Source organism: Streptomyces tailanensis, from assembly GCF_008386495.1.
GTDB lineage: Bacteria > Actinomycetota > Actinomycetes > Streptomycetales > Streptomycetaceae > Streptomyces > Streptomyces tailanensis.
In genome coordinates, this window is sequence record NZ_VTHJ01000037.1 from 1 (window position 1) to 26289 (window position 26289).

A 26289-nucleotide genomic window follows, 5' to 3' on the forward strand; every position below is an offset into this window, starting at 1 on the left:
CCGGATCCGCCACACCGCGCGGGCCGGATCCGCCAGATTGATCGAAACCAGATACGCGCCCTAGCCGGCCACAGGGGCGGGGCTCGCCTCTCGATCAGGCCCGGGCGCGGTCCCGGGCGGCCCGACCCGGCGGCGTACGCTGGTCATGGCATCGCATCCCCATATCCGGAGCACCTTTTTCGTGAGTGAGCAGTCCCGCCGTCCGCGTAAGCCGGGCACGTCGTATCGCCGTCCCCAGAAGGACCCCGTCCGCATGCTCGCCTTCGAGGCGTTGCGGGCCGTGGACGAACGGGACGCGTACGCGAACCTCGTTCTGCCGCCGCTGCTGCGCCGGGCGCGGGAGAAGGAGGGGCCCGACAAGTTCGACGGGCGGGACGCGGCGCTGGCGACCGAGCTGGTGTACGGGACGCTGCGGTGGCAGGGGACCTACGACGCCGTGATCGCCGAGTGCGTGGACCGGCCGTTGCGCGAAGTGGATCCGCCGGTGCTCGATGTGCTGAGCCTCGGCGTGCACCAGCTGCTCGGGACGCGGATCCCGACGCACGCGGCCGTGTCCGCCTCCGTCGATCTCGCCCGGGTCGTGCTTGGTGACGGGCGGGCCAAGTTCGTGAACGCCGTACTGCGGAAGGTCGCGCAGGACGATCTGGACGGCTGGCTGCGGCGGGTCGCGCCCCCCTACGACGACGATCCGGAGGAACATCTCGCCGTCGTGCACTCGCATCCCCGATGGGTCGTGTCGGCGCTCTGGGATTCGCTCGGCGGCGGGCGGGCCGGGATCGAGGACCTGCTCGAAGCCGACAACGAGCGGCCCGAGGTGACGCTGGTCGCCCGGCCCGGGCGGGCCACCACCGAGGAGCTGCTCGGGGAGCAGTCCGCGGTGCCGGGGCGCTGGTCGCCGTACGCCGTGCGGCTCGCCGAGGGCGGGGAGCCGGGTGCCGTGGACGCCGTACGGGAAAACCGTGCGGGTGTGCAGGACGAGGGCAGCCAGCTCGTGGCACTCGCCCTCGCGAACGCGCCGCTCGACGGGCCCGACAAGGCGTGGCTGGACGGTTGTGCCGGGCCCGGCGGCAAGGCCGCGCTGCTCGCGGCGCTCGCCGCCGAGCGGGGGGCCGTACTGCTCGCCTCCGAGAAGCAGCCGCACCGGGCGGGGCTGGTCGCCAAGGCGCTCGACGGAAACCCCGGGCCGTATCAGGTGATCGCGGCCGACGGGACGCGCCCGCCGTGGCGGCCGGGTTCCTTCGACCGGGTGCTGATGGATGTGCCCTGCACCGGGCTGGGGGCCCTGCGGCGGCGACCGGAGGCCCGTTGGCGGCGGCGGCCCGAGGACCTGGAGGGCTTCGCTCCGCTGCAACGGGCGCTGCTGCGGACCGCGTTGGAGTCCGTACGGGTCGGGGGAGTCGTCGGGTACGCGACCTGTTCCCCGCACCTCGCCGAGACTCGCGCGGTCGTCCAGGACGTGCTCAAGCAGTACGGCGACACGGTCGACGTCGTCGACGCGCGGCCGCTGCTCGCGGGCGTACCGGAGTTGGGGGAGGGGCCCGATGTGCAGTTGTGGCCGCATCTGCACGGGACGGACGCGATGTACCTGGCGCTGATCCGCCGTACCGCTTGAGCCTCGCCACGGACAGCGTCTACTCCTGTTCCGGGGACTCGTCGGAGTAGTCGTCGGGGAGTTCCCGTACGTCGGCGTCAGGTGAGGTGCGGGCGGCGCGGAGGAGGACGTCCATGAGTGCGGTGTCGCCGATGTCCTCGAACAGATGGGCAAGGCAGCGCATCGTGATGACGTCCGACAGCTCCTCCTCGTCGCGCAGGGTCTCGGCGACCAAGGGGGCCAGGTCGTCGTGGAGGTCGGTCGTCCTGCTGAGTGTGCGCAGGATGTCGCGGCCCCAGATGCCTGCCTTATTGACGCTCAGGCAGCACTCGTAGAGCTCCGGGAGCAGGGTGTGGACCAGGCGTGGGTGCTCAGCGCCCACGTCGCGCAGCAGATTCAGCACGCTGAGGGTGTTCCTGCCCTTGCGCAGGTCCCTCCGCAGAGCCGGTGCCAGATCCCCCGCGAGGGCCCGGTTCTTGGCGGACGCGTACTCCTCCTCCGCCTCACGGAGGGTTTGCCGGGCGATGTGGACGTCGTGGCTCGCCCCCAGGTAGTCGGCCCACAGACGGCCCGGATCGTCCTTCTCCAGTACGTCTTCCAGTTTGTCCACGATGTCGTCCAGCCAGCTCACTCGGCCTCCCCCTGTCGACGTCTGAGACCGCTGGGTCGGCCTGATGGTTGTCCTCCGCGCGTGCAAACCGGTGCGGCCACCACACCCTCGGGCCCACATCCAGGAACAGGGCCGTGACCAGGACGGACCGTACGACGAAGGTGTCGAGGAGGACGCCGAGGGCGACCGCGAAGCCGATCTCGGCGAAGGCGACCATGGGGAGGGTGCCGAGGGCGGCGAAGGTACCGGCGAGGACGAGGCCCGCCGAGGTGATCACCGCGCCCGTCGCCGCGAGGCCCGTCACCACGCCCTTGCGGGTGCCCTGGTGGGCGGCCTCCTCGCGGATGCGGGCGGTCAGGAAGATGTTGTAGTCGATGCCCAGGGCGACCAGGAACACGAAGACGAAGAGCGGGAAGTCCGTCGACTCGCCCGCGTAGTCGAAGAGGTACCGGAAGGCGAGCGCGCTGATCCCCAGCGCGGCGGCGAACGACAGGATCACCGTCCCGATCAGCAGCAGAGGGGCGATCAGGGCGCGGAGCAGGAAACAGAGGATCAGCAGGACCACGACGAGCACCAGCGGGATGATCAGTGGTGCCGTCAGGAAGAGCACCACGAGCCACAGCACCAGCACGACCCACTTGGCGCGCCGCCCGCAGACCAGGTGCCCGATGCCTCGGCCGCCCGTCCCGGGCTCCGTCACGGCCGCCCCCGCAGCCGCAGGTAGGGCCGCCTCCGCGGCCGAAGGTATGGACCGATGCCCGCGAACCCCCGCTGCCATGGGAGGCTTGGTGCATGGCCGCGCAGATCAACCCAAGCATCCTGTCCGCCGACTTCGCCCGTCTCGCCGACGAGGCGAAGGCGGTCGAAGGGGCCGACTGGCTCCATGTAGACGTGATGGACAACCATTTCGTCCCGAACCTCACGCTCGGTGTGCCGGTCGTGGAGTCCCTGGCCCGTGCGACCGAAACGCCGCTGGACTGCCATCTGATGATCGAGGCCCCCGATCGCTGGGCGCCCCAGTACGTGGAAGCGGGTGCCGGTTCCGTCACCTTCCATGTCGAGGCGGCCGCGGCACCGGTGCGGCTCGCCCGCGAGATCCGGGCCAAGGGAGCCAGGGCCTCCATGGCGCTCAGGCCGGCGACGCCGATCGAGCCGTTCGAGGATCTGCTGCCCGAACTCGACATGGTGCTGATCATGACGGTCGAACCGGGCTTCGGAGGCCAGGCCTTCCTCGACATCATGCTCCCCAAGATCCGCCGGACCCGCGAGTTGATCAGCAAGCACGGCCTCGACCTGTGGCTCCAGGTCGACGGAGGTGTCTCCACCTCCACCATCGAGCGCTGCGCCGAGGCGGGCGCCGACGTCTTCGTCGCCGGTTCCGCGGTGTACGGGGCCGACGACCCGGCCGAGGCCGTCCGCGCGCTGCGTGCCCAGGCGGACGCCACGACGGCCACCGCCGCCTGGGCCTGCGGACACTGAGAACAAGGGCACGACAAGAACAGGGGCACGACCGTGCGATCGCTGGGCCCAACGAGGCAGGTCAGGCGACCAGCGGGCCAAGGGAACGTGAACGGCGCTCCTTCGGGCTGATCGAAAACGCCGGATCTGCAAGGATGAACGGCGTATCCATGTGTGAAGAGCAGTGAGGAGATGGCCGTGTCGGGTATGTCGGCGGGCCGGTCAGCAATGCGGATGGGACCCGCTGAGCTGGTTCAGGCGGCAGCCATGGCGCGCCGCTTCTACCTCGAGGGCAAGTCCAAGATCCAGATCGCCGAGGAGTTCGGCGTGAGCCGCTTCAAGGTGGCCCGTGTCCTGGAGACCGCCCTCGAACGGGATCTCGTACGCATCGAGATCCGCGTCCCCGCCGAGCTGGACGCCGAGCGTTCCGACGCCCTGCGCGCCCGCTACGGCCTCAGGCACGCCGTGGTCGTCGAGTCCCCGGCCGAGGCCGAGGAGTCGCCCGACCCCGAGAATCTCGGCGAGGTCGCCGCGGACCTGCTCGGCGAACTCGTCAACGAGGGCGACGTCCTGGGCCTCGCCTGGGGACGCTCCACCATCCACATGGCGGCCGCCCTGGACCGGCTGCCGCCCTGCACAGTGGTGCAGCTGACGGGCGTGTACGACGCCGGGACCGCCGAGCGCGGCTCGGTGGAGGCGGTTCGGCGGGCCGCGCAGGTGTCGGGCGGCGACGCCCACCCCATCTACGCGCCGATGCTGTTGCCGGACGCGGCCACCGCGGCCGCGCTGCGCAACCAGACCGGGATCGCCCGGGCCTTCGAGTACTTCGACAAGGTCACGGTCGCCTGCGTCTCCATCGGCTCCTGGGAGGCCGGCATCTCGACGGTGCACGACATGCTCACCGAGGAGGAGCGCTCCCACTACGCGTCCCTCGGGGTCGCGGCCGAGATGTCGGCCCACCTCTTCGACGCCGACGGCCGCCGGGTCGGGCGGGACCTCGGCGAGCGGTGCATCACCGTCAAGGCCGACCAGCTGCGCCGTATCCCGGAGGTCGTCGCGATCGCCGGCGGACAGCGCAAGGCCGCCGCCATCGACGCGGTACTGCGCTCGGGCCTGGTCACCAGCCTCGTCACCGACACCTCGGCGGCGGACTCCCTGCTGACGGCCGGTCAGACCCCGCGCCCCGCGCTCAACCGGGCCGACCCGGACGGGCCCTGACGGAAGGTCGTACCAGGTCATACGGGGAGAGCCGTGGCAGCGTGTGCGGGGAGTGCTGCCGCGGTTCGTCCCGGGGGCGGCCCGCAGCACATGGCACCGACGATCACCACGACCTGTTCAGCGCGGTCCTGACACGAAGGCGGTCTTGAGATGAGCGACGGCACGCTCGCCGAGGTACTGGGCGAGGGCGGCTGGGTCCACATCGAGCTGGATCTGAGCGGTGTCCTGGCCAAGCCCGCCTTCATGGACCGCTGCGCCCGCGCCCTCGCCCTGCCCGACTACTTCGGCCGCAACTGGGACGCCCTCGCCGACTGCCTCACCGATCTGTCGTGGGCGCCGCCAGTGCGGGGACGGCTGGTCGTGGTCACCGGCTGGCAGGAGTTCGCGCGGCAGGTGCCGCACGACTGGGGCATGGCACAGGACGTGTTCACGGAGGCCGTCGACCGGTGGCGCGGCACCGGCACCGAGTTCCAGGTGGTGCTCGCTCTCGGAGGATCCTCCTAGGCCGCCGACCGGCCCTCTGGATGATCTGTCGGGGCCGCTCATACCCGCCGACATGGGACAATGAAGTACGTGCTCTTCCCCCTGGCGGTCCTGCCAGGGGGTCACCTCTGAACGACTGGGATGTGCGGCACGTGCGTTTCCTCAATGACATCCAGCCCGCGTACGACCTGACCTACGACGACGTCTTCATGGTCCCGAGCCGTAGCGCCGTCGGATCGCGGCAGGGCGTCGACCTGGCTTCCCCGGACGGCACGGGCACCACCATCCCGCTCGTCGTGGCCAACATGACCGCCATCGCCGGCCGCCGCATGGCCGAGACGGTCGCCCGGCGCGGTGGCCTCGTGGTCATCCCGCAGGACATCCCGATCGAGGTCGTCACCGAGGTCATCTCCTGGGTGAAGAGCCGCCACCTCGTTCTCGACACCCCGATCGTGCTGAACCCGCACCAGACGGTCGCCGACGCGCTGGCCCTGCTGCCGAAGCGGGCGCACAATGCGGGCGTCGTCGTCGACGAGGAGCTCCGGCCGGTCGGTGTCGTCACCGACCGGGACCTCACCGGTGTCGACCGCTTCACCCAGCTCGAAGTGGTCATGTCCAGGGACCTGTTGCTCCTCGACGCGGACATCGACCCCCGTGAGGCCTTCAACCGGCTCGACCACGCGAACCGTCGCTACGCGCCCGCCGTCGACAAGGACGGCCGCCTCGCCGGCATCCTCACCCGCAAGGGCGCCCTGCGCGCCACGCTCTACACCCCGGCCGTCGACGCGAACGGCAAGCTGCGCATCGCCGCCGCCGTCGGTGTCAACGGCGACTTCGCGGGCAAGGCGAAGCAGCTGCTCGACGCGGGCGTCGACACGCTCGTCATCGACACCGCGCACGGGCACCAGGAGTCGATGATCAGCGCGATCAAGCTGGTGCGCGACCTCGACCCCCGGGTGCCGATCGTCGCGGGCAACATCGTCGCCGCGGAGGGCGTGCGCGACCTCATCGAGGCGGGCGCCGACATCGTCAAGGTCGGCGTCGGGCCCGGTGCCATGTGCACGACCCGGATGATGACCGGGGTCGGGCGGCCGCAGTTCTCGGCGGTGCTGGAGTGCGCGGCCGAGGCGAAGAAGTACGGCAAGCACGTGTGGGCCGACGGTGGCGTACGGCACCCGCGTGACGTCGCCATGGCGCTGGCCGCGGGTGCGTCGAACGTCATGATCGGGTCGTGGTTCGCCGGGACGTACGAGTCGCCGGGCGACCTTCAGCAGGACGCCAGTGGGCGGCTGTACAAGGAGTCGTTCGGGATGGCATCGGCGCGGGCGGTCCGTAACCGTACGAGCGAGGAGTCCGCGTACGACCGGGCGCGCAAGGCGCTGTTCGAGGAGGGCATCTCCACGTCGCGGATGTACCTGGATCCGGCTCGGCCGGGCGTCGAGGACCTGATCGACTCGGTTATCGCGGGTGTGCGGTCGTCTTGCACATATGCCGGGGCCGGGTCTCTGGAGGAGTTCGCGGAGCGGGCTGTGGTGGGGATCCAGAGTGCGGCCGGGTACGCCGAGGGCAAGCCCTTGCACGCCAGCTGGAGCTAGGGGGTGCTGTGCGGGACTTTCACAACGCCCCCTAGTCTCGCAGAGCCTCTCCCCAACTCCGCCGCGACTCCAGAGAAGTGATCCACCCGCAGTGCTGAACGATCTCGACGAACGCATCGTGCACGCCCTCGCCGAGGACGCCCGCCGCTCCTTCTCCGACATCGGCCAACTCGTCGGCCTGTCCGCGCCGGCGGTGAAGCGCCGTGTGGACCGGCTGCGGGCGTCCGGAGCCATCAGGGGATTCACCGTTCGTGTGGACCCCGCCGCGCTCGGGTGGGAGACCGAGGGGTTCGTCGAGATCTACTGCCGGCGGAACACGTCGCCGGAGACCATCCAGCGAGGGCTGGAGCGGTATCAGGAGGTTGTCGCCGCGTCGACCGTCACCGGGGAGGCCGACGCGGTGGTGCAGGTTTTCGCCTCCGACATGCGGCACTTCGAGCGGGTGCTTGAACGGATCGCCGGGGAGCCGTTCGTCGAGCGGACGAAGTCCGTTCTTGTGCTGTCGCCGTTGTTGCGGCGATATCCGTCTGGGCCGCCTGCCTGATCAGGGGTGCTTCGCCTACCATCGGGTTCATGACCTGGCGACATTGATCCACCAGTCGTGCCTCCCGAGGGCCGCCTCGGACGTCGTGCATCCGACGTCCTCATCGCCCCTTCGGGAAGGCCTCATGACACTTTCACCTGCGCGTTTGTCCGGCGCCGAGCACACCGGCACCAGCGGTGTCCGGCGGCTGACGGTCACGCTGTACGGTTACGCGTTCCTCGACGACTTCGTGCTGCTCTACCCGGTGTACGCGCTGCTGTTCAGCGACGCCGGTCTGTCGATCTGGGAGATCTCCTCCCTGTTCGCCCTGTGGTCGATCACCGGGATTCTGCTGGAGGTTCCCTCCGGTGCCTGGGCCGACGCCGTGTCCCGGCGGATGCTGCTCTGGCTGGGCCCGCTGCTCACCGGCGCGGGCTTCGCGCTCTGGGTGATCGTGCCGTCGTACTGGGCCTTCGCCCTCGGCTTCGTGCTGTGGGGGGTGCGCGGAGCGCTCGGTTCCGGTGCGTTGGAGGCACTGGTGTACGACGAGCTGGACCGGCTAGGCGCGGCCGATCGGTACGCGCGTGTCATCGGCCGGGCCCAGGCGGCCGGGATGGTCGCCGTGATGGCGGCGATGGGGCTGGCCGGGCCGGTGCTCGACCTCGGCGGCTATCCGGCCGTGGGCGCGGCGAGCGTGCTGGTCTGTGTGTTGACCGCGGCCGTGGCCACCCGGTTTCCGGAGCACCGGGAGAAGACGCTCCCGGGCGGTGACCGGGCCACCACTCTCACCACCCTGCGGGCCGGGCTCTCCGAAGCCCGCCGGGACTGTTCCGTACGCGGGGCCCTGCTGCTCGTTCCGGCCGTCGGCGCGGTGTGGGGTGCCCTCGACGAGTACACGCCTCTGCTGGTCCGGGACACCGGAGTGGCCGAGCAGACGGTTCCGTATCTGCTTCTGCTGATCTGGGTCGGGCCCACGATCGGGAGCCTGCTGACCGGCGCGGGTGAGCGGCTCGGCAGAACCGGGCTCGCGGTGGTGCTCACGGGCTCGGCGGTCGCGTTGGCGGTGGGCGCGCTGATGGGCACACCGATCGGTATCGGTCTTGTCGGGGTCGCTTTCGGTGGCTTCCAGTTCGTCAATGTCCTCGCCGACGCCCGCCTCCAGGACCGTATCGAGGGCGCCCGCCGGGCCACCCTGACCTCGGTCGCGAGCATGGGGACAGAGCTGGCCACGGTCGCGGTCTTCGGCACGTACGCGCTCATCGCCGCCTCCCGCGCCCACAGCACCGCCTTCGCCGTGTTCGCGGTGCCCTACCTGATCACGGCGCTCGTGCTGGCGGCGAGAACCCCGGTCGCCAAGACCCGGTAGCGAGCGCGCCCTTGACCAGCGTCTCCGGGCGGAGCGAGCCCTCCGCCCGGAGACGCGCAACGAATCGCCATCGTCCGCGTCGTGGACGCAACGAACCGCTCACGAGCGCGCAACGGCTCCTTCTTGTCCGCCCCGGCAGGCCCCCCGTACCGTCTACGTGGCCCCAGAATCCCCCCTCCGCCCCGGTGAGGAACACGCATGCGCATCGCCCTGCTCCAGAGCTCCGGCCGCCCCGGCTCGGTCGCCGAGAACCTCAAGGTGCTCGACGAGGCCGCGGGCCGTGCCGCCGCCGCGGGGGCCGGGCTGCTGGTCGCGCCGGAGATGTTCCTGACCGGGTACGCGATCGGCGACGACATCGGGCGGCTCGCCGAGCCCGCCGACGGGGACTCGGCCGACGCGATCGCCGAGACCGCCGGACGACACGGCCTCGCCATCGCGTACGGCTACCCCGAGCGCGACGGCGAGGCGGTCTTCAACTCCGCGCAGCTCATCACGGCCGCCGGCGCCCGTCTCGCCGGTTACCGCAAGACCCACCGCTTCGGCCGCTTCGAGCGCGACCACTTCACCCCGGGCGAGCAGCCCGTCGTCCAGGCCCAGCTGGGCGGCCTCCGCGTCGGGATCATGATCTGCTACGACGTCGAGTTCCCGGAGAACGTCCGCGCCCACGCCCTCGCCGGCACCGACCTGCTGATCGTGCCCACGGCCCAGATGCACCCGTTCCAGTTCGTCGCCGAGTCGATGATCCCGGTGCGCGCCTTCGAGAACCAGCTGTACGTCGCCTACGTCAACCGGGTCGGCCAGGAAGGGGAGTTCGACTTCGTCGGGCTCTCCACGCTCGCCGGACCCGACGGGGTCGCGCGCACCCGCGCCGGACGGGGCGAGGAACTCGTCCTCGCCGACGTCGACCCCGCCTTCCTCGCGGCCTCGCGCGCGGCGAACCCGTATCTGGAGGACCGTCGCCCCGGCCTCTACGGGTCCCTCGTCTGATCCCTCTCCAGCTTCACTTCTCACTTCAGTAGCTTTCGTGCAAGGAGTCCGTACCACCGTGCCCAACGCCATCGAGCACGCAGACGAGCAGCAGCCGCCGATCACCATGTTCGGCCCGGACTTCCCGTACGCGTACGACGACTTCCTCACCCACCCGGCGGGCCTCGGCCAGATACCGGCGACCGAGCACGGCACCGAGGTCGCGGTCGTCGGCGGCGGACTCTCCGGCATCGTGGCGGCGTACGAGCTGATGAAGACGGGGCTCAAGCCGGTCGTGTACGAGGCCGACCGGATCGGCGGGCGGCTGCGGACGGTGGGCTTCGAGGGCTCCGGCACCGAGGGCCTCACCGCCGAGATGGGCGCGATGCGCTTCCCGCCGTCCTCCACGGCGCTCCAGTACTACATCGACCTGGTGGGCCTGGAGACCCGGCCCTTCCCCAACCCCCTGTCGGAGGCGACGCCCTCGACCGTCGTCGACCTCAAGGGCGAGTCGCACTACGCCGAGACGATCGCGGATCTGCCGCAGGTCTACCGTGACGTCGCCGCCGCCTGGAACGCCTGCCTCGAAGACGGCGCCGACTTCTCCGACATGAACCGGGCGATGCGCGAGCGCGACGTCCCGCGCATCCGCGCGATCTGGTCGAGGCTCGTCGAGAAGCTCGACAACCAGACGTTCTACGGCTTCCTCTGCGACTCCGAGGCCTTCAAGTCCTTCCGGCACCGCGAGATCTTCGGCCAGGTCGGCTTCGGCACCGGCGGCTGGGACACCGACTTCCCCAACTCCATCCTGGAGATCCTGCGGGTCGTCTACACCGAGGCCGACGACCACCACCGCGGCATCGTCGGCGGCTCCCAGCAGCTGCCGATGCGCCTGTGGGAGCGCGAGCCGGAGAAGATCGTCCACTGGGCGCACGGGACCTCGCTCGCGAAGCTGCACGAGAACGGCGAGCCGCGCCCGGCGGTGACCCGGCTGCACCGCACCGCGGGCAACCGGATCACCGTGACCGACGCGAACGGCGACATCCGTACGTACGCGGCGGCCGTCTTCACCGCCCAGTCCTGGCTGCTGCTGTCGAAGATCGCCTGCGACGACTCGCTCTTCCCGATCGACCACTGGACCGCCATCGAGCGCACGCACTACATGGAGTCCAGCAAGCTCTTCGTGCCCGTCGACCGGCCCTTCTGGCTCGACAAGGACGAGTGGACGGGCCGGGACGTCATGTCGATGACGCTCACCGACCGTATGACGCGCGGGACTTACCTGCTCGACGACGGTCCGGACAAGCCCGCCGTCATCTGCCTCTCCTACACCTGGTGCGACGACAGTCTGAAGTGGCTGCCGCTGTGCGCGAACGAGCGGATGGAGGTCATGCTGAAGTCGCTCGGCGAGATCTATCCCAAGGTCGACATCCGCAAGCACATCATCGGCAACCCGGTGACCGTCTCCTGGGAGAACGAGCCCTACTTCATGGGCGCGTTCAAGGCCAACCTGCCCGGTCACTACCGCTACCAGCGGCGCCTGTTCACCCACTTCATGCAGGACCGGCTGCCCGAGGACAAGCGGGGCATCTTCCTCGCAGGCGACGACATCTCCTGGACGGCCGGCTGGGCCGAGGGCGCCGTCCAGACCGCCCTCAACGCGGTTTGGGGCGTCATGCACCACTTCGGCGGAGCGACCGACGCGACCAACCCCGGCCCCGGCGACGTCTACGACGAGATCGCGCCCGTCGAACTCCCCGAGGACTGAAGACCAGGCTAGACGCCGGCCGCGCGTGCCGACTCGTACACCTCCGCGGCCACGTCCTTGAGTTCCTCGGCGTCGCGCAGGTCGCCCTGGAGGTCGAGGAAGATCTCGTCGAGGCCGATCTCGGCGTGCGCCGCCAGGTCCTCGGCGAGTTGGTCGGCGTTGCCCTGGAACGGGTGGCGGTCGGTGCCCTCGTAGGCCTTGGTCTGGTAGGCCACGTTGATGCGCAGCACCGAGCGGAGCGGTCGGATGCGGCGGCGCTCGGCGGCCAGGTCGCGCAACTGGCGCCACTGGGTGGCCAGTTCCTCGACGCCCAGGCCGACCGGCAGCCAGCCGTCGGCGTGGTCGACGAGTCTGCGCTGCGCCCGTCTGGTGCCGGCGGGGAGCAGTATGGGTATCGGCCGGGCGGGCTTGGGGCCGACCACGGCGGAGGTGATCTTCGTGAGCCTGCCGTCGTACGACACCGGGTCCGGGCCCCAGACAGCCCGGCAGACCCCGATCAGCTCCTCCAGTACCTGGCCGCGTTCCTCGAAGGGGCGGACGGCCGCCGCGGCGTACTCGTCGTGCGACCAGCCGGTGCCGAGGCCCGCGACCACCCGGCCGCCGCTCGCCGCGTCCAGCGAGGCGAGGGACTTGGCGAGCTGGAAGGGCACGTGCAGCGGGGCGATGAGGCTTGTGCCCAGCCGTGCCCGCCGGGTGGCCGCTGCGGCCAGGGTGAGGGTGACCAGTGGCTCGGCCACGTGTCGGTACTGGTCCGGCCAGGGGAGGCCCTCCAGGCCGTACAGGCCCTGCGAGGGGCGTTCGGGGAACAGGGCCCGTTCGAAGACCCAGAGACTGTCGTAGCCGATGGATTCGGCCGTCCGCGCCACGTCGGGCACGTCCTTTCCGATGTCGTACTGCCGCATCTGGGGAAGGGCGAGCCCGAGTCGTAACGCCATGCCGTGCTCCTACGCGAGGGATCTTCTCAAGTTGAACGTATAACCTTCACAACGAGTTCTACGCGTGGCATGGGCGTCTTCTCGGCACCGCCTCAGCGCGGCAGCGGCGTCAGCAGCATCCGTCCCGCCAGACCCACGGCCGCGTCCAGACGGTCGCCGAACTCCTCGGCGAGCTCGGGGAGTCCACGCAGGACCCACAGTGCCCGGGCGGCCGACCAGCTCGCCTCACGGGCCCGTTCCAGGCTCCACGAGCCGAGCAGATGGGTGAGCGGATCGGCGATCTGGAGCAGATCGGGGCCCGGCATCAACTCCTCGCGGATGCGCTCCTCCAGCGAGACGAGGACATCGCCCACATGCTCGAACTCGTCCTCCAGATCGACGGGTTCGCAGCCGAGCGTACGACAGGTGTCCACGACGGCCAGCGCGAGATCGTGCCCGATGTGCGCATTGATGCCCGCCAGGGCGAACTGCAGCGGTCGTACCCCCGGATGGCGCCGGAACTGCAGCAGTGGCCGCCAGCACGCGGGCGCGCATCCGCCCTCGGCGACCCTCAGATACCGCTCGGCGAAGCGCACGTCGAGCACGATCGCGGCCTCGGCGTCCGGGAACAGGCCGGCGTCCAGGCGTCGGTCGATGGCCTCCGTGACGGTGAGGTAGACGCGGTTGAAGACCGCGACGCCGTCCCGCTCGGGCAGGACGGCGTCGAGGGCGCGCATACGGGAGACGACGGTGTCTACTGAGTCCACGGAATTGGTGAAATGTTCCAACTGCGCCATAAGGGGCAGGGTCCCAGGCCTAGGCTGACACCGGTGCCGCCGTGCCCGGCGCGTCCCCGGAACGGGGTAACGCGGGTGCGACGGGGAGTACCGGGAAGTGCCGTGAGGCAGGGGAGCCTCAAGTCCGGGAGCAGGGGGGAGCGCCACGTGTCAGGCTTACGTGCCCAGCGTCTGGCCGCACGCCGAGCCGAGCGCAGGCGGGCGGTGAGGCGCAGCGCCATGGTCGTGGCCGCATCGGTCGTGGCTGTCGTCGGTACGGTCACCGGATTGGTGACCGCGATGAACGGCGACAGAGGCTCCGACGAGGCCCGCCCCTTGATGAGCCGCCCACCGAGCCTCCCACCCCAGTCGGCCGACCCGACTCCGGCCGCACCCTCCCCGTCGCGGACCTCGCCCACGCCGTCGCCCTCGAAGTCGCCCGAACCCTCCAGGAAGTCCCGCGTGCGGCCCTCGGCGAAGCAGACCGAACGGCGGACGGCGCCCGTGACCGAACCCGGCGAGCTCTACCGCCACCCCGACTCCCAGGTCCTCGACTGGGTCCGCGACAACCCCGGTGACCCGCGCAGCACCGTCATCGAGTCCGGCATCGCCGACCACCCGGCCGCCATCTGGCTCACGGACCCCGTCCCGGCCAGCGTCACGTCGCAGGTCGCGGCGGTCGCCTCCGGCGGGGCCGCGCAGGGCCGGGTGCCGGTCCTTGTGGCGTACGCGATCCCCGACCGCGACTGCGGCGGGGCCTCGCAGGGTGGGGCGGTGAGCCTGGACGCGTACGACGCCTGGATCGACGCCTTCGCCGCCGGGCTCGGCTCGGACGAGGTCATCGTGATCCTGGAGCCGGACGCGATCGCCCAGTCCGACTGTCTCTCGGCCGGCGCGCGGGCCGACCGCTTCGCGTCCCTCGCCCGCGCCGGTCGCGTCCTGAAGGCGGCCAACCCCGGCGCTCGGATCTACTACGACGCCGGGCACTCCGAATGGAACGCGCCGGACAAGCAGGCCGCACTGCTCCGCCAGGCGGGCGCCGCCTCGCCCGACGCCTCCGACGGCGTCTTCAGCAACGTGTCGAACTTCAACCGCACGAACGCCGAGGTCGCCTACACCCGCCAGGTGCTGGACGCCCTCGGCGGCCCCGCGAGCCTCGGCGCCGTCATCGACACCAGCCGCAACGGCAACGGAGCCCCCGCCGACGGCGCATGGTGCGACCCCTCCGGCCGCAGCCTCGGACAGCCGCCGACCCTCGGCACCGGCGAGGCCCGCGTCGACGCCTATCTGTGGGTGAAACTGCCGGGGGAGTCCGACGGCTGCCGGGGGAGGGCGGGGGCGTTCTCACCGGAGTACGCGTACGAGCTGGCGCGGGGCTGAGGAGGCCTGCTGGGCGAGTACGTCGTAGAGCCGCGCGGACCGTCTCAGGGCCTCGGGTCGGGAACCGCCGCGTCCGGCCGGCCGACCTTCGGGCGGTCCCGCTCGGCGGTGCGCAGCACGCCCGCGAAGACGGCGAGCCCGCACGCCAGTACGGTCACCAGGCCGAACGACACCACCAGGCTCGTCACCTGGGCCAGCCCGCCGATCGCGCTCGGCGCGATCAGGCCCGAGGTGTACGTGATGGTCGCGACGCCCGCGATGGCCAGGCTGGGGTTCGGCCCGCTGCGACCGGCGGCGGCGAAGCAGAGCGGTACGACCACGGCGATGCCCAGACCCATCAGCGCGAAGCCGCCCATCGCCACCACCGGGTGGTTGGCGACGACGATCAGCAGACCGCCGAGCGCGGCGAGGACACCGCCCGCCCGTACGGTGCGGACCGCGCCGAAACGGTTGACCACCGCGTCGCCCACGAGCCGGGCCAGCGCCATGGTCAGCATGAAACCGGTGGTGCACGCGGCCGCGAGCCCCGCCGAGGTCTCCAACTGGTCCCGCAGATAGACCGCCGACCAGTCCAGGGCGGCCCCCTCCGCGAACACCGCGCAGAACCCGATCGCGCCGATCAGCAGCGCCGACCTCGGCGGCAGCGCGAACCGGGGCGGCGGCTCCTCGTCCTCGGTGGGCCTCAGATCCAGTACCCACTGGCAGGCGACCAGACCCAGGACGGTGAGCGCGGCCGCCGCCAGCGCGTGGTGCAGCCGGGCGTCCGAGCCCAGATGCGCGGCGAGCGTGCCGGCCGCCGCGCCGACGAGGGTGCCCACGCTCCACATGCCGTGCAGCCCCGACATGATCGACTTCCCGAGCCGGGTCTCGACCTCGACGCCGAGCGCGTTCATCGCGACGTCCGCCATGCCGGCCGTCGCGCCGTACACGAAGAGGGCGAGGCACAGCGTCCACAGGTTCGGCGCGAGGGCGGGCAGGACGAGAGCGAGCGTCCACAGGGAGATCAGCCCGCGCAGCGCCGTACGGGCCCCGAACCGGTGGCTGATCCGGCCCGCGAGCGGCATCGCCACGGACGCGCCGATCGCCGGGAAGGCGAGCGCGAGCCCCAACTGGCCCGCGCCGACCCCCGCATGGTCCTGGATCCACGGCACGCGGGTCGCGAACGAGCCGGTGACGGCGCCGTGCACGGCGAACACGGCGGCCACGGCGTACCGGGCGCGCCTCACCTCGTGTTGCTCGTAGACCACCGCACTCATTCTGGGCCCTCCCTTGATGTCGTGGTGCCCCTGGTTGCTCGTGCCGGCGTAAACTATCAGCAACCCTGCCTGATAGATAGGCGGCAGGGAAGGGCGTGAACCGACGGCCACACGCCCCCGCCGATCTGGGAGGATCCCGGCATGCCCGCATCACCCAGCACCGCCCGGGCCATGAACGACCGGCTCGCCCTGCGGCTGCTGCAGGAGGAAGGGTCGTTGACGGCAGGGCAGTTGAAGCAGCTCACCGGTCTGTCCCGGCCCACGGTCGCGGACCTCGTGGAGCGCCTGACCACCGCCGGGCTGATCGCGGTCGTGGGGGAGTCCGGGGAGCAGCGGCGCGGCCCCAACGCCAGGTTGTACGGCATCGTCGCCGACCGCGCCCACCTGGCCGCCCTCGATGTGCGCACCGAGGGTGTCACGGTCGTCGTCTCCGACCTGCTCGGCACGGAGCTGGCGCGGGCGTCCGTCCCGATCGCGGACGGCACCGGTACGGGACCCGCGGTGGAGCAGGCGGTCACGCTGGTGGAGCGGGCCGCGAAGGAGGCGGGCGCCGACCGGCTGCACACGGTGGCGATCGGCGCCCCCGGCCTGATCGACCCGGCCACCGGCGAACTCCGGAACTCCACCGGTCTGCCCGAATGGCACCGCCGGCTGGCCGCGGCCCTCGGTGAACGCCTCCAGGCCCGCGTCCTCGTCGAGAACGAGACCAACCTCGCCGCCCTCGCCGAACAGCGCGACGGCGCCGCCCGCGACCGCGACACCTTCGTCCTCCTCTGGCTCGGCCTCGGCATCGGCGCCGCGGTCGTCCTCGACGGCACCCTCCGCCGCGGCGCCTCCGGCAGCACCGGCGAAATCGGCTTCCTCCCGGTCCCCGGCACTACAGGCCTCCCTTCCGCGACCGACTGCGGGGGCGGCTTCCACTCCCTCGCCGGCGCGGCAGCGGTGGCCGCACTGGCGACGGCCCACGGTGTCGAGGCCGAGGCGACGGGACACGAGTCGCCCGCGGCGACTCTGGTGCGGGCCGCTGTGGCGGGTTTGGTGGGGGCCGGGGGTTCGGCGGACGGTCGAAGTGCGGCGGTCGAGCGCAACACCCGCTTCCTGGACGCCCTCGCCGATCGGCTCGCCATCGGCGCCGCATCGGTCGTGGCTGTCCTCGACCCCGGGTGCGTAGTCCTCGGCGGTGAGCTCGGGCAGGCCGGTGGGGACGTACTCGCCGCCCGCGTCAAGGCGCGGCTGACGGCCCTGTCGCCGCTGCCGACGGAGGTCCGGCCGAGCGTACTCGGGGGGAGCGCCGTACTGCGTGGCGCGCTGCTCATGGCCCGGGAGGCGGCTCAGGACGAGTTGTTCGCACCGCCCACGCGGTAGCCGGTGGGCGGTGGGTGCTCCCCGGCCGCCCGCTCACCCCACCTTCCGCCCCCTGCCGAACCGCGCCGCCAAGTGCTCCCCGAACGTCCCCTTCCCCACGGCCCGCTCCGGCGTGAGATGGCCTCCGGCCCGGAACGCCCGGTACGCCTTGCCGAACAGCGGCACGTTCACGAGCGGTCGGCGCCGGCCCGTGGCCGTCAGGTAGGCGCGGGCCAGCTCAGGGAAGGTGAGGACCTCGGGGCCGCCCATGTCGTCGACGCGGCCGGCGGGGGCGCCCACGGCCAGGTCGGCCAGACGGTCGGCGACCTCGGCGACGGCGACGGGCTGGTCGCTCACGCCGGCCGGGAGCAGCATGACCGGTGGCTTGGACAGGATCTGGAAGAGCATCACGAGAAGGTCGTGGAACTGTGTCGCGCGCAGGATGGTCCAGCCCAGCCCCGACTCCTCGACCAGCCGCTCGACGGCCAGCTTGGTCCGGTAGTAGCCGAACGGCACCCGGTCCACGCCGACGATCGAGATGTAGACCAGGTGATCCACACTCGCCCGCCGCGCCGCCGCGATCAGGTTCGCCGCCGCCTGCTCGTCGCCTCCGCGCGGCGAGCTCGCGCAGTGCACGATCGTGTCCACCCCTGCCACGGCCGCGTCCAACCCGCTCCCGCCGGCGACGAGATCGACGGCGTACGGCTGCGCGTGCCGACTCAGCACCCGCACCTCGTGTCCGTCCGCCCGCAGCCGCTCGGTGAGAGGCCGTCCGAGGACACCGGTTCCTCCGGTCACCAGGATCGTGGTCATGTCTCCAGCCTCGCAGAGACCTGCCGCCGGCACTCGGCGACCGACGCGGGACCCGGCGGCGGGGCAAGGGCCGTCGTCACCGCCGCCGGGCCGTTCAGGGCGGATACCGCGACGGCAGACTTTAAAAGGACTAGACCAAGCCGGTCAATGGGTCGGCGCCGGGGTCGAGTGGGGCCGGTGCGACGGAAGTTGACTCAGGGTCAGCCCTCATCGAACCCCGGCTCCGCCTGCCGCGGAAGTCCAGTGACACCGTCTGTGAGCCACCCCACAGCCTTCACCCGCATGGATGCCGATCAGGCGTGGCACACTGGCCATGTACCAGAAGCAGCGCACTCCGGGGTCGGTGAAAGTCCGAACCGGCGGTTATAGTCCGCGACCCGGTCGCTTCCAGCGGCCGGTTGACCAGGTGAAATTCCTGGACCGACGGTTAAAGTCCGGATGGGAGGCAGTGCGCGGCGGGCGGGCATTCGTGCGCGCCGCCGTCTGTTTTCGGTCTACCTCACGAGGGGTGGGTCCGCAGCACACGGCGACGCTCTCTGTGCCGTCGTCCGCTCATGTCTGTCGTCTTCGACAGCCCCGGAGTCCGTGCCCAACGAGGCAGGAGGACCCGGGAAGTGTTCACCGGAATCGTCGAAGAGCTGGGTAAGGTCACCGCCGTCGAGAAGCTCGGCGACTCCTCCCGCTTCCGTCTGCGTGGACCGGTCGTCACGCAGGGCGCGCGCCACGGCGACTCCATCGCCGTCAACGGCGTCTGTCTCACGGTCGTCGAGCACGAGGACGACTGGTTCACCGCCGACGTCATGGCCGAGACCCTCGAGCGCTCCAGCCTCGGCGCCCTGACCGTCGGCTCCCGCGTCAACCTCGAACGCCCCATGGCCGTCGGCGAGCGCCTCGGCGGCCACATCGTGCAGGGTCACGTCGACGGCACCGGCCAGGTCATCGAGCGCAAGCCGTCCGAGAACTGGGAGATCGTGAAGATCTCCCTCCCCGCGGACCTGACCCGGTATGTAGTCGAGAAGGGCTCCATCACCGTCGACGGCATCAGCCTCACCGTCGTCGACGCCGGCCCCGACTACTTCACCGTCAGCCTTATCCCCACCACCCTCGACCTGACCACGCTCGGCCGTAAGCAGCCCGGCGACCCGGTCAACCTCGAGGTCGACGTCATCGCCAAGTACGTCGAGCGGCTGCTGGGCACGCAGGGCACAGCCGGCGTTCCGGGGACGGCGCAGTGAACTCGCTGAACTCCGTCGCCTTCACGGCGTTCGGCCAGCAGATCCTCTGGTCGGACATGATCGGCAACATCCTCGGCCTGATCGCCCTCGCCCTCGGCGCCATACGGTCCCTGTGGAACTGGCCCGTGCAGTTCCTCTCCGGCCTCATCCTCTTCGGCGCCTTCGCCGGGCACCTGACCGGCAGCGCGGGCAAGCAGGTCATCGTCATGGCCGTCGCCGCGTACGGCTGGTGGCAGTGGAACCGCACCAAGGGGCAGACGGCGGACGGCGCCATCGCCCCACGCTTCGCCACCTGGCGCGAACGCGGCTACCTCATCGCCGGCGCCGTACTCGGCACCCTTGCCGTCGGCGGCCTCTTCACCGCGTACCCCAGTTTGTCCTGGGACCCCTGGCCGGACGCGTACATCTTCACCGGCACCATCGTCGCCATGTACGCCCAGGCGCGCGGCATGGTCGAGTTCTGGTTCGCCTGGCTGCTGGTCGACCTCGTGGGCGTCCCGCTCAACTTCGCCAACGGCTACGCCTTCTCCGGTTTCGTCTACATCATCTACGGCGCGCTCGTCCTGTGGGGCATGCGCGACTGGTGGCTGCGCTCGCGCAAGCCCGCCCTGGAAGGAGCCCCGGCATGACCACGGCGCCGATCCGGTACAGCACCGACGACTACAGCAACGACGACTACGGCACTGACGACTACGGCACTGACGACATCGAGAACTTCGGGCTCGACCCCATCGAGCAGGCCATCGCCGACATCGCCGCCGGCCGCCCGGTCGTGGTCGTCGACGACGAGGACCGCGAGAACGAGGGCGACCTCGTCATCGCCGCCGAGAAGGCCACCCCCGAGATCATCGCCTTCATGATGAGCGAGTGCCGGGGCATGATCTGCGCCCCCATGGAGGGCGACGAACTCGACCGGCTCGAACTGCCCCAGATGGTGCAGCAGAACACCGAGTCGATGCGCACCGCGTTCACCGTCACCGTCGACGCCGCGCCCCAGCACGGCGTCACCACCGGCATCTCCGCCTCCGACCGCGCCACCACCCTCCAACTCCTGGCGAGCGGCACGGCCCAGGCGGACGACTTCGTCCGCCCCGGCCACATCTTCCCGCTGCGCGCCCGCCCCGGCGGCGTCCTCGCGCGCAACGGCCACACCGAGGCCGCCGTCGACCTCGCCCGCCTCGCGGGCCTGCGCCCGGCCGGCGCGATCGTCGAGATCGCCGGCGAGGACGGCCGCATGCTGCGCCTGCCCGAGCTGATCCCGTTCGCCCGCAAGCACGGCCTGACGATCATCTCCATCGAGGATCTGATCGCCTACCGCCGCTCCTCCGAGCCCACCGTCAAGCGCGAGGCGAAGACCCAACTGCCCACCGCCTTCGGTGACTTCACGGCGTACGGCTACCGCTCCACCGTCGACGGCGTCGAGCACGTCGCCCTCGTCCACGGCGAGCTCGGCGACGGCGAGGACGTCCTCGTCCGCGTCCACTCCGAATGCCTCACCGGCGACATCTTCCACTCCCTGCGCTGCGACTGCGGCCCCCAGTTGGAGACGGCCATGCGGCACATCGTCACCGAGGGCCGCGGCGTGGTCGTCTATCTGCGCGGCCACGAGGGACGCGGTATCGGACTGATGTCCAAGCTGCGCGCGTACGAACTCCAGGAGCTCGGCCGCGACACCCTCGACGCCAACCTGGAGCTCGGTCTGCCCGCCGACGCCCGGGACTACGGCGCCGGCGCGCAGATCCTCAAGGACCTCGGCGTCCGCAGCCTCCGGCTCATGACGAACAACCCCGAGAAGACCGACGCCCTCGTTCAGCACGGCCTCACGGTCACCGACCGCGAGCCGATGCCCGTCCGCGCGGGCGAGCACAACCTCCGCTATCTGCGCACCAAGCGGGACCGGATGGGACACGACCTGCCCTGGCTGGACACGACCACCGCGTCCACCTGCGGTAATCAGTAGCAACGACAGCAAGACCAGCTCGTACGAGATTCAGGAACCAAGGAGCAACGTGAGCGGCAAGGGCGCACCCGAACTGTCCGTCAGCAACGTCGGCGACCTGCGCGTCGCGGTCATCGCGGCCCAGTGGCACGACAAGGTGATGGACGGCCTCGTCGAGGGCGCCCTGCGCGCCCTGCGCGACCTCGGTATCGACGAGCCCACCCTGCTCCGGGTCCCCGGCAGCTGGGAGCTCCCCGTCGTCGCCAAGGTCCTCGCCGGCCGCGGCTACGACGCGATCGTCGCCCTCGGCGTCGTCATCCGCGGCGGCACCCCCCACTTCGAGTACGTGTGCCAGGGCGTCACCCAGGGCCTCACCCAGGTCTCCGTCGACACCGGCGTCCCCATCGGCTTCGGCGTGCTGACCTGCGACACCGAGGAGCAGGCCCTGGATCGCGCGGGCATCGAGGGTTCCAACGAGGACAAGGGGCACGAGGCGGTGACGGCGGCCGTGGCGACGGCGGCCACCCTCCGCTCAGTATCTGAACCCTGGCGCTGACGAACCTAGTATTTGGTCTAGCCTGAGCACATCATGTCCAAGAAGACGTTCGAGGAGCTCTTCACCGAGCTCCAGCAGAAGGCCGCCCACGGCGACCCCGCCACTTCCCGTACCGCGGAGCTGGTCGAGAAGGGCGTCCATGCCATCGGCAAGAAGGTCGTCGAAGAGGCCGCCGAGGTCTGGATGGCCGCCGAGTACGAGGGCAAGGAAGCGGCCGCCGAGGAGATCTCGCAGCTGCTGTACCACGTCCAGGTGATGATGGTCGCCCGCGGCATCTCCCTGGACGACGTGTACGCCCGCCTCTGAGCCGTAACCCCGCACCCACAACCCGTACATACGAACGAAGGAAGCTCGCCTCATGCTGCGCATCGCCGTCCCCAACAAGGGTTCCCTGTCCGGCCCTGCGGGGGAGATGCTGCATGAGGCCGGCTACCAGCAGCGCCGGGAGTCCAAGGAGCTGCGGATCGTCGACCCGGAGAACGAGGTGGAGTTCTTCTACCTCCGCCCCCGCGACATCGCGATCTACGTCTCCTCCGGCCGCCTCGACATCGGCATCACCGGCCGCGATCTGCTGATCGACTCCGGCGCCAACGCCGAGGAGATCCTGCCGCTCGGCTTCGCCCGCTCCACCTTCCGCTACGCCACCAAGCCCGGCACGGCGAACGGCGTCGAGGACCTGAACGGCATGACGGTCGCCACCTCCTACGAGGGCATCGTCGCCAAGCACCTCGCCGACAACGGCATCGACGCCTCCGTCGTCCACCTCGACGGCGCCGTCGAAACCGCCATCGAGCTGGGCGTCGCCGAGGTCATCGCCGACGTCGTCGAGACCGGCACCTCGCTGCGCAACGCGGGCCTGGAAGTCATCGGCGAGCCCATCATGAAGTCCGAGGCCGTCGTGATCCGCCGGGTCGACGCGGACACCACCTCGGAGAACGAGCCCAAGGTGCAGCAGTTCCTGCGCCGCCTCCAGGGCGTCCTCGTGGCCCGGACGTACGTGATGATGGACTACGACTGCCGCGTCGAGCAGTTGGAGAAGGCCGTCGCGCTCACGCCGGGCCTGGAGTCCCCGACCGTCTCGCCGCTGCACAACGAGGGCTGGGTCGCCGTGCGCGCCATGGTCCCGGCCAAGGAGGCCCAGCGGATCATGGACGACCTGTACGACATCGGCGCCCGGGCCATCCTCACCACCGCCATCCACGCCTGCCGCCTCTGAGCACCGGGGAGTCGTACGCCATGTCGGACGAACTGCCTGCCCTGCCCGTCACTTTTCGGCCGGGCCGTACCCGGGCCGTGCTGCTGACCGCCGCCGGCGCGATCTTCGTGGTCATCACGGCGGTCGCGCTGCTGCTGCCGACGCTCGGCCCGGCGGAGCGGCTCAGCTTCGTGTTCACCGCGGCCATGTTCGCCGGCGTGCTGGGCGTGCTGTCCCGGCCCAAGGTGGTGGCCGACGAGGCCGGGGTCACCGTCGTCAACATCGCCGGGAAGCGGCACCTGGACTGGGCGGAGATCGTCCAGGTGAACCTGCGTGCCGGTGACCCGTGGGTCTTCCTCGACCTCACCGACGGAACCAGCCTGCCGGCGCTCGGCATCCAGCCGGGCATCGCCAAACAGCGCGCGATCGAGGACGCCCATACCCTTCGTACGCTGGTCGAGTCCCGTTCGGTGGCCGAGCCGGAGCAGCGTCAGGGCTGACTCCGTACGGCGTCGGGGGTGACCCTGAGCAAGATCAGGGCCGACTCGGGGCTGTCTTAGGGCCTTCGCCCCTGCCGCATCGGCCCATGTCTTGATTAATCTGTTGGCGGAGGCGCTTTCGTCGCGCCTCCGCCGCTGTTGTGCCACTTGGTACTTCAGAGGCCCCCTGCTATTCGAGGAGTGACTCCTTCCAGCGATGGACGGATCGTCCTGTAGTACCTGCGCCGCCCCCTCCCGAGATACCGAGGCGGCGGCATGACCATCCCCCTGCTGCTTCTCGCGGCGGCGTTCCTCCTGATTCTCGCCAACGGCTTCTTCGTGGCGGCCGAGTTCGGCCTGGTGACGGTCGAGCGGGCGGAGGCCGAGAAGGCCGCGGCCGAGGGCGACCGCCGAGCCCACAAGGTGGTGGGCGCGCTCAAGGAGCTGTCCTTCCAGCTCTCCGGCACCCAGCTCGGCATCACCATCACCTCCCTCGTCGTCGGCATGCTCGCCGAACCGGCGCTCGCGGAGATACTCCACGGCCCCTTCACCGCCATCGGCATACCCGAAGGCGCCGTGTCCGGTGTCTCCGTGGGCGTCGGCATGCTGCTGGCCTCCGCCGTGCAGATGGTGATCGGCGAACTGGTGCCCAAGAACTGGGCGGTGTCGAGGCCGATGCAGGTCGCCCGCTTCGTCGCGGGCCCCCAGCACGTTTTCTCCCGCCTGTTCCGCCCGGTGATCGCCGGCCTCAACGCGGTCGCCAACCGCCTGGTCCGCGCCTTCGGCGTCGAGCCCACCGACGAGTTGGCCTCCGCCCGCACCCCCGGCGAACTGGTCTCCCTGGCCCGCCACTCGGCCCAGGCCGGCGCCCTGGAACAGGACACGGCCGATCTCTTCGTACGCACGCTGTCGCTGGGCGAGCTGACCGCGGAGAACGTGATGACGCCCCGCGTGAAGGTCAGCGCCCTGCAGTCGTCGGCCACCGCCGAGGACGTGGTCAACCTGACCCGCGCCACGGGCCTGTCCCGCTTCCCCGTCTACCGGGAGCGGATCGACGAGATCGTCGGCATGGTCCACCTCAAGGACGCCCTCGCGATCCCCTCCCAGGACCGGCTGCACACCCCGGTCGGCCATATCGCCAAGGCCCCGCTGCTCGTGCCGGAGACGCTGCCCGTGCAGCCGCTCCTGGCCCGGCTGCGCAGCGAACAGCCCATCGCGGTCGTCGTCGACGAATACGGCGGTACGGCGGGCGTCGTCACCCTGGAGGACATCGTCGAGGAACTCGTCGGCGAGGTGCGCGACGAGCACGACGGGCACGACCTGCCCGAACTCGCCGCCGCCCCGCCCGAGGACGGCCGCCCCGCCTGGGACGTCGCAGGCAGCTGCCGCGTCGATGTGCTCCAGCGCATAGGCCTCGACGTCCCGGAAGGCCCGTACGAGACGGTCGCGGGCCTCGTCGCCGACCTGCTCGGCCGTATCCCCGCCCCCGGCGACCGGGCCGAGCTGCCGGGCTGGCGGCTGGCGGTGCGGCAAGTCGGGCACTACCGGGCAGAGCGCGTACGACTCGTACGGACGGCTCCCGCCACGGATCCCCTCACCGTGGTGGAGGCGGCCCGATGAGCGTGCTCCAACTTCTGTTCGCCCTGCTCCTCGTGCTCGCCAACGGGTTCTTCGTCGGCGCCGAGTTCGCCCTGGTCTCCGTCCGCCGCAGTCAGATCGAACCGCTGGGGACAGCCCGGGCCAGGCAGGTCCTCTACGGTCTGGAGAATCTGCCCCAGATGATGGCGGCGGCCCAGTTCGGCATCACCGTCTGCTCGCTGACGCTCGGCGCGGTGGCCGAGCCGACGGTGGCGAAGCTGCTGGAGCCGGTGTTCGAGGCGATCCATCTGCCGCACGGCATGATCCATCCCCTCGGGTATGTGATCGCGCTGGCGGTGGTCGTGTTCCTCCACCTCGTCATCGGCGAGATGCTGCCGAAGAACCTGGCGATGGCCGCGCCGGAGAAGACGGCGCTCTGGCTGAGCCCCGCGCTGGTGGCCTTCGCGAGGCTCTGCAAGCCGGTCACGATCGGCCTCGGCGCCTGCGCCCGCGTCGTGCTGAAGCTCTTCCGTGTCGAGCCCAAGGACGAGGTGGAGGCCGTCTTCACCAGTGTCCAACTGGTCCGGCTGGTCGAGGACTCCGGGCAGGCCGGGCTGCTCGACCCCGAGGAGCAGGAACGCCTGGAGGACGCCCTCGAACTGGGCTCTCGCCCGGTGACGGACGTCCTGCTGAAGCGCGACTCCCTGGTGACGGTGGGGCCCTCGGTGACCCCGGCCCAGGTGGTGGCGCTGACGGCCCGTACGGGTTACTCCCGCTTCCCGGTGGTGGCGGAGACCGGCGCGTTCATGGGGCGCTATCTCCACGTCAAGGACGTCCTCGACCTGGAGGACTCCGACCGCGCGGTCCCCCAACAGGTCTGGCGCCCCATGACCACCCTCAGGGCGGAACTTCCTCTGGACGACGCCCTGACGGTCATGCGCCGCGCCGCCACCCACCTGGCCCAGGTCGCCGACGCCTCCGGCAAGGTGCTGGGTCTTGTCGCCCTGGAGGACGTCCTGGAACTCCTGGTCGGCGAGGTCCGAGACCCGGCCCACCGGGAGGCCCCGCCGGTCCGCGTGACGGAGCCGAGGGGAAGCGAGACCCCGGAGGAGGCCCTGGCCAGCTGACCGCCTCTGGGGGCGGCCGGGGATTTTTCTCGCCTCCGCCGCCCCTACCCGTCCTTCCCCCACTCTCGGCTTCGCTCGAGCGGGGGAAGGACGGTAGGGGCGGCGGAGGCGAAGATCCC

At 70.8% G+C, this 26289-nt stretch carries 25 protein-coding genes, 1 pseudogene and 1 riboswitch; of the genes and pseudogenes, 20 read left to right on the top strand and 6 right to left on the bottom strand.

Annotated features, from left to right (window positions below):
- Nucleotides 1-181: 181 nt before the first annotated feature.
- On the top strand, nt 182-1612 hold the full coding sequence (locus tag F3T56_RS27110) for an RsmB/NOP family class I SAM-dependent RNA methyltransferase (protein ID WP_149827985.1): 1431 nt from the start codon (nt 182-184) through the stop codon (nt 1610-1612).
- 19 nt (nt 1613-1631) lie between these two features.
- Here the strand turns inward: F3T56_RS27110 and F3T56_RS27115 are convergent, their stop codons facing one another.
- Both F3T56_RS27115 and F3T56_RS27120 read right to left on the bottom strand, forming a co-directional pair.
- On the bottom strand, nt 1632-2201 hold the full coding sequence (locus tag F3T56_RS27115) for a hypothetical protein (protein ID WP_172639161.1): 570 nt from the start codon (nt 2199-2201) through the stop codon (nt 1632-1634).
- Between the two features lie 67 nt (nt 2202-2268).
- Nucleotides 2269-2790, bottom strand: a pseudogene (locus tag F3T56_RS27120) (MMPL family transporter); the annotation flags it as partial.
- A gap of 203 nt (nt 2791-2993) precedes the next feature.
- On the opposite strand from F3T56_RS27120, the gene rpe reads away from it, so the two are divergent.
- From rpe to F3T56_RS27160, 8 genes are all read left to right on the top strand, one after another.
- On the top strand, nt 2994-3680 hold the full coding sequence (gene rpe / locus F3T56_RS27125; protein WP_149827987.1) for a ribulose-phosphate 3-epimerase: 687 nt from the start codon (nt 2994-2996) through the stop codon (nt 3678-3680).
- 153 nt (nt 3681-3833) lie between these two features.
- Nucleotides 3834-4877: a sugar-binding transcriptional regulator gene (locus F3T56_RS27130; protein ID WP_149827988.1), complete on the top strand. Its 1044-nt coding sequence runs from the start codon at nt 3834-3836 to the stop codon at nt 4875-4877.
- A gap of 150 nt (nt 4878-5027) precedes the next feature.
- Nucleotides 5028-5381 (top strand): barstar family protein, encoded by a 354-nt coding sequence (locus F3T56_RS27135; RefSeq protein WP_149827989.1) that lies wholly within the window; start codon nt 5028-5030, stop codon nt 5379-5381.
- Nucleotides 5382-5512: 131 nt separating this feature from the next.
- Nucleotides 5513-6955, top strand: coding sequence for a GuaB1 family IMP dehydrogenase-related protein (locus F3T56_RS27140; protein WP_172639162.1), 1443 nt, complete (start codon nt 5513-5515; stop codon nt 6953-6955).
- Nucleotides 6956-7046: 91 nt separating this feature from the next.
- Complete coding sequence (locus F3T56_RS27145) at nt 7047-7499, top strand: Lrp/AsnC family transcriptional regulator (RefSeq protein ID WP_149827991.1); 453 nt, start codon at nt 7047-7049, stop codon at nt 7497-7499.
- A gap of 124 nt (nt 7500-7623) precedes the next feature.
- The gene (locus F3T56_RS27150) at nt 7624-8844 is read left to right on the top strand and encodes an MFS transporter (RefSeq protein WP_149827992.1); all 1221 of its coding nucleotides are present in this window, start codon (nt 7624-7626) and stop codon (nt 8842-8844) included.
- A 198-nt stretch (nt 8845-9042) separates the two neighbouring features.
- Nucleotides 9043-9831: a carbon-nitrogen hydrolase family protein gene (locus F3T56_RS27155; protein WP_149827993.1), complete on the top strand. Its 789-nt coding sequence runs from the start codon at nt 9043-9045 to the stop codon at nt 9829-9831.
- Nucleotides 9832-9937: 106 nt separating this feature from the next.
- Nucleotides 9938-11578, top strand: a complete 1641-nt coding sequence (locus F3T56_RS27160; protein ID WP_149828057.1) for a flavin monoamine oxidase family protein — start codon at nt 9938-9940, stop codon at nt 11576-11578.
- An 8-nt stretch (nt 11579-11586) separates the two neighbouring features.
- On the opposite strand, the gene F3T56_RS27165 is transcribed toward F3T56_RS27160, so the two are convergent.
- Together F3T56_RS27165 and F3T56_RS27170 are read right to left on the bottom strand one after the other, a co-directional pair.
- Nucleotides 11587-12513 (bottom strand): TIGR03619 family F420-dependent LLM class oxidoreductase, encoded by a 927-nt coding sequence (locus tag F3T56_RS27165; RefSeq protein ID WP_149827994.1) that lies wholly within the window; start codon nt 12511-12513, stop codon nt 11587-11589.
- 92 nt (nt 12514-12605) lie between these two features.
- Nucleotides 12606-13289 carry a DUF5995 family protein gene (locus F3T56_RS27170; RefSeq protein WP_149827995.1) on the bottom strand — a complete coding sequence of 228 codons (684 nt, stop codon included), beginning with the start codon at nt 13287-13289 and terminating at the stop codon, nt 12606-12608.
- A 219-nt stretch (nt 13290-13508) separates the two neighbouring features.
- Here F3T56_RS27170 and F3T56_RS27175 point away from each other — a divergent pair, with 219 nt between their 5' ends.
- The gene (locus F3T56_RS27175; protein WP_149828058.1) at nt 13509-14648 is read left to right on the top strand and encodes a glycoside hydrolase family 6 protein; all 1140 of its coding nucleotides are present in this window, start codon (nt 13509-13511) and stop codon (nt 14646-14648) included.
- 44 nt (nt 14649-14692) lie between these two features.
- Here the strand turns inward: F3T56_RS27175 and F3T56_RS27180 are convergent, their stop codons facing one another.
- Nucleotides 14693-15904, bottom strand: coding sequence for an MFS transporter (locus F3T56_RS27180; protein ID WP_149827996.1), 1212 nt, complete (start codon nt 15902-15904; stop codon nt 14693-14695).
- A gap of 141 nt (nt 15905-16045) precedes the next feature.
- Here F3T56_RS27180 and F3T56_RS27185 point away from each other — a divergent pair, with 141 nt between their 5' ends.
- Nucleotides 16046-17269, top strand: coding sequence for an ROK family transcriptional regulator (locus F3T56_RS27185; RefSeq protein WP_149827997.1), 1224 nt, complete (start codon nt 16046-16048; stop codon nt 17267-17269).
- Between the two features lie 33 nt (nt 17270-17302).
- Here the strand turns inward: F3T56_RS27185 and F3T56_RS27190 are convergent, their stop codons facing one another.
- Nucleotides 17303-18061 carry an SDR family oxidoreductase gene (locus F3T56_RS27190; protein ID WP_149827998.1) on the bottom strand — a complete coding sequence of 253 codons (759 nt, stop codon included), beginning with the start codon at nt 18059-18061 and terminating at the stop codon, nt 17303-17305.
- 325 nt (nt 18062-18386) lie between these two features.
- Nucleotides 18387-18517, top strand: a riboswitch (FMN riboswitch).
- A 158-nt stretch (nt 18518-18675) separates the two neighbouring features.
- Here F3T56_RS27190 and F3T56_RS27195 point away from each other — a divergent pair.
- The 9 genes from F3T56_RS27195 to F3T56_RS27235 all read left to right on the top strand — a co-directional run bounded on the left by F3T56_RS27195 (nt 18676) and on the right by F3T56_RS27235 (nt 26170).
- On the top strand, nt 18676-19296 hold the full coding sequence (locus F3T56_RS27195; protein WP_149827999.1) for a riboflavin synthase: 621 nt from the start codon (nt 18676-18678) through the stop codon (nt 19294-19296).
- Complete coding sequence (locus F3T56_RS27200; RefSeq protein WP_149828000.1) at nt 19293-19925, top strand: nicotinamide mononucleotide transporter family protein; 633 nt, start codon at nt 19293-19295, stop codon at nt 19923-19925. Before F3T56_RS27195 ends, F3T56_RS27200 begins: the two co-directional genes overlap by 4 nt.
- Nucleotides 19922-21256 carry a bifunctional 3,4-dihydroxy-2-butanone-4-phosphate synthase/GTP cyclohydrolase II gene (locus tag F3T56_RS27205; protein WP_149828001.1) on the top strand — a complete coding sequence of 445 codons (1335 nt, stop codon included), beginning with the start codon at nt 19922-19924 and terminating at the stop codon, nt 21254-21256. The genes F3T56_RS27200 and F3T56_RS27205 overlap by 4 nt, the downstream gene beginning before the upstream one ends.
- Nucleotides 21257-21305: 49 nt before the next feature.
- Nucleotides 21306-21791 (top strand): 6,7-dimethyl-8-ribityllumazine synthase, encoded by a 486-nt coding sequence (gene ribH, locus F3T56_RS27210; protein ID WP_149828002.1) that lies wholly within the window; start codon nt 21306-21308, stop codon nt 21789-21791.
- Nucleotides 21792-21824: 33 nt separating this feature from the next.
- Entirely contained in the window at nt 21825-22097 is a 273-nt protein-coding gene (locus F3T56_RS27215) for a phosphoribosyl-ATP diphosphatase (protein WP_149828003.1), read from the top strand.
- A 52-nt stretch (nt 22098-22149) separates the two neighbouring features.
- The gene (gene hisG / locus F3T56_RS27220) at nt 22150-23007 is read left to right on the top strand and encodes an ATP phosphoribosyltransferase (RefSeq protein WP_149828004.1); all 858 of its coding nucleotides are present in this window, start codon (nt 22150-22152) and stop codon (nt 23005-23007) included.
- Between the two features lie 20 nt (nt 23008-23027).
- On the top strand, nt 23028-23486 hold the full coding sequence (locus tag F3T56_RS27225) for a PH domain-containing protein (RefSeq protein WP_149828005.1): 459 nt from the start codon (nt 23028-23030) through the stop codon (nt 23484-23486).
- Between the two features lie 255 nt (nt 23487-23741).
- Nucleotides 23742-25085, top strand: a complete 1344-nt coding sequence (locus tag F3T56_RS27230; protein ID WP_149828006.1) for a hemolysin family protein — start codon at nt 23742-23744, stop codon at nt 25083-25085.
- Entirely contained in the window at nt 25082-26170 is a 1089-nt protein-coding gene (locus tag F3T56_RS27235) for a hemolysin family protein (protein ID WP_149828007.1), read from the top strand. Before F3T56_RS27230 ends, F3T56_RS27235 begins: the two co-directional genes overlap by 4 nt.
- The last annotated feature ends 119 nt before the right edge of the window (nt 26171-26289 follow it).

Excerpts from the sequence above, each read along its gene's own strand:
- rpe (WP_149827987.1), top strand. The coding sequence starts at position 2,994 with ATGGCCGCGCAGATCAACCCAAGCATCCTGTCCGCCGACTTCGCCCGT.
- F3T56_RS27135 (WP_149827989.1), top strand. The coding sequence starts at position 5,028 with ATGAGCGACGGCACGCTCGCCGAGGTACTGGGCGAGGGCGGCTGGGTC.
- F3T56_RS27150 (WP_149827992.1), top strand. The coding sequence starts at position 7,624 with ATGACACTTTCACCTGCGCGTTTGTCCGGCGCCGAGCACACCGGCACC.
- F3T56_RS27155 (WP_149827993.1), top strand. The coding sequence starts at position 9,043 with ATGCGCATCGCCCTGCTCCAGAGCTCCGGCCGCCCCGGCTCGGTCGCC.
- F3T56_RS27160 (WP_149828057.1), top strand. The coding sequence starts at position 9,938 with ATGTTCGGCCCGGACTTCCCGTACGCGTACGACGACTTCCTCACCCAC.
- F3T56_RS27165 (WP_149827994.1), bottom strand. The coding sequence starts at position 12,513 with ATGGCGTTACGACTCGGGCTCGCCCTTCCCCAGATGCGGCAGTACGAC.
- F3T56_RS27170 (WP_149827995.1), bottom strand. The coding sequence starts at position 13,289 with ATGGCGCAGTTGGAACATTTCACCAATTCCGTGGACTCAGTAGACACC.
- F3T56_RS27175 (WP_149828058.1), top strand. The coding sequence starts at position 13,509 with ATGGTCGTGGCCGCATCGGTCGTGGCTGTCGTCGGTACGGTCACCGGA.
- F3T56_RS27180 (WP_149827996.1), bottom strand. The coding sequence starts at position 15,904 with ATGAGTGCGGTGGTCTACGAGCAACACGAGGTGAGGCGCGCCCGGTAC.
- F3T56_RS27185 (WP_149827997.1), top strand. The coding sequence starts at position 16,046 with ATGCCCGCATCACCCAGCACCGCCCGGGCCATGAACGACCGGCTCGCC.
- F3T56_RS27190 (WP_149827998.1), bottom strand. The coding sequence starts at position 18,061 with ATGACCACGATCCTGGTGACCGGAGGAACCGGTGTCCTCGGACGGCCT.
- F3T56_RS27205 (WP_149828001.1), top strand. The coding sequence starts at position 19,922 with ATGACCACGGCGCCGATCCGGTACAGCACCGACGACTACAGCAACGAC.
- F3T56_RS27215 (WP_149828003.1), top strand. The coding sequence starts at position 21,825 with ATGTCCAAGAAGACGTTCGAGGAGCTCTTCACCGAGCTCCAGCAGAAG.
- hisG (WP_149828004.1), top strand. The coding sequence starts at position 22,150 with ATGCTGCGCATCGCCGTCCCCAACAAGGGTTCCCTGTCCGGCCCTGCG.
- F3T56_RS27225 (WP_149828005.1), top strand. The coding sequence starts at position 23,028 with ATGTCGGACGAACTGCCTGCCCTGCCCGTCACTTTTCGGCCGGGCCGT.
- F3T56_RS27230 (WP_149828006.1), top strand. The coding sequence starts at position 23,742 with ATGACCATCCCCCTGCTGCTTCTCGCGGCGGCGTTCCTCCTGATTCTC.
- F3T56_RS27235 (WP_149828007.1), top strand. The coding sequence starts at position 25,082 with ATGAGCGTGCTCCAACTTCTGTTCGCCCTGCTCCTCGTGCTCGCCAAC.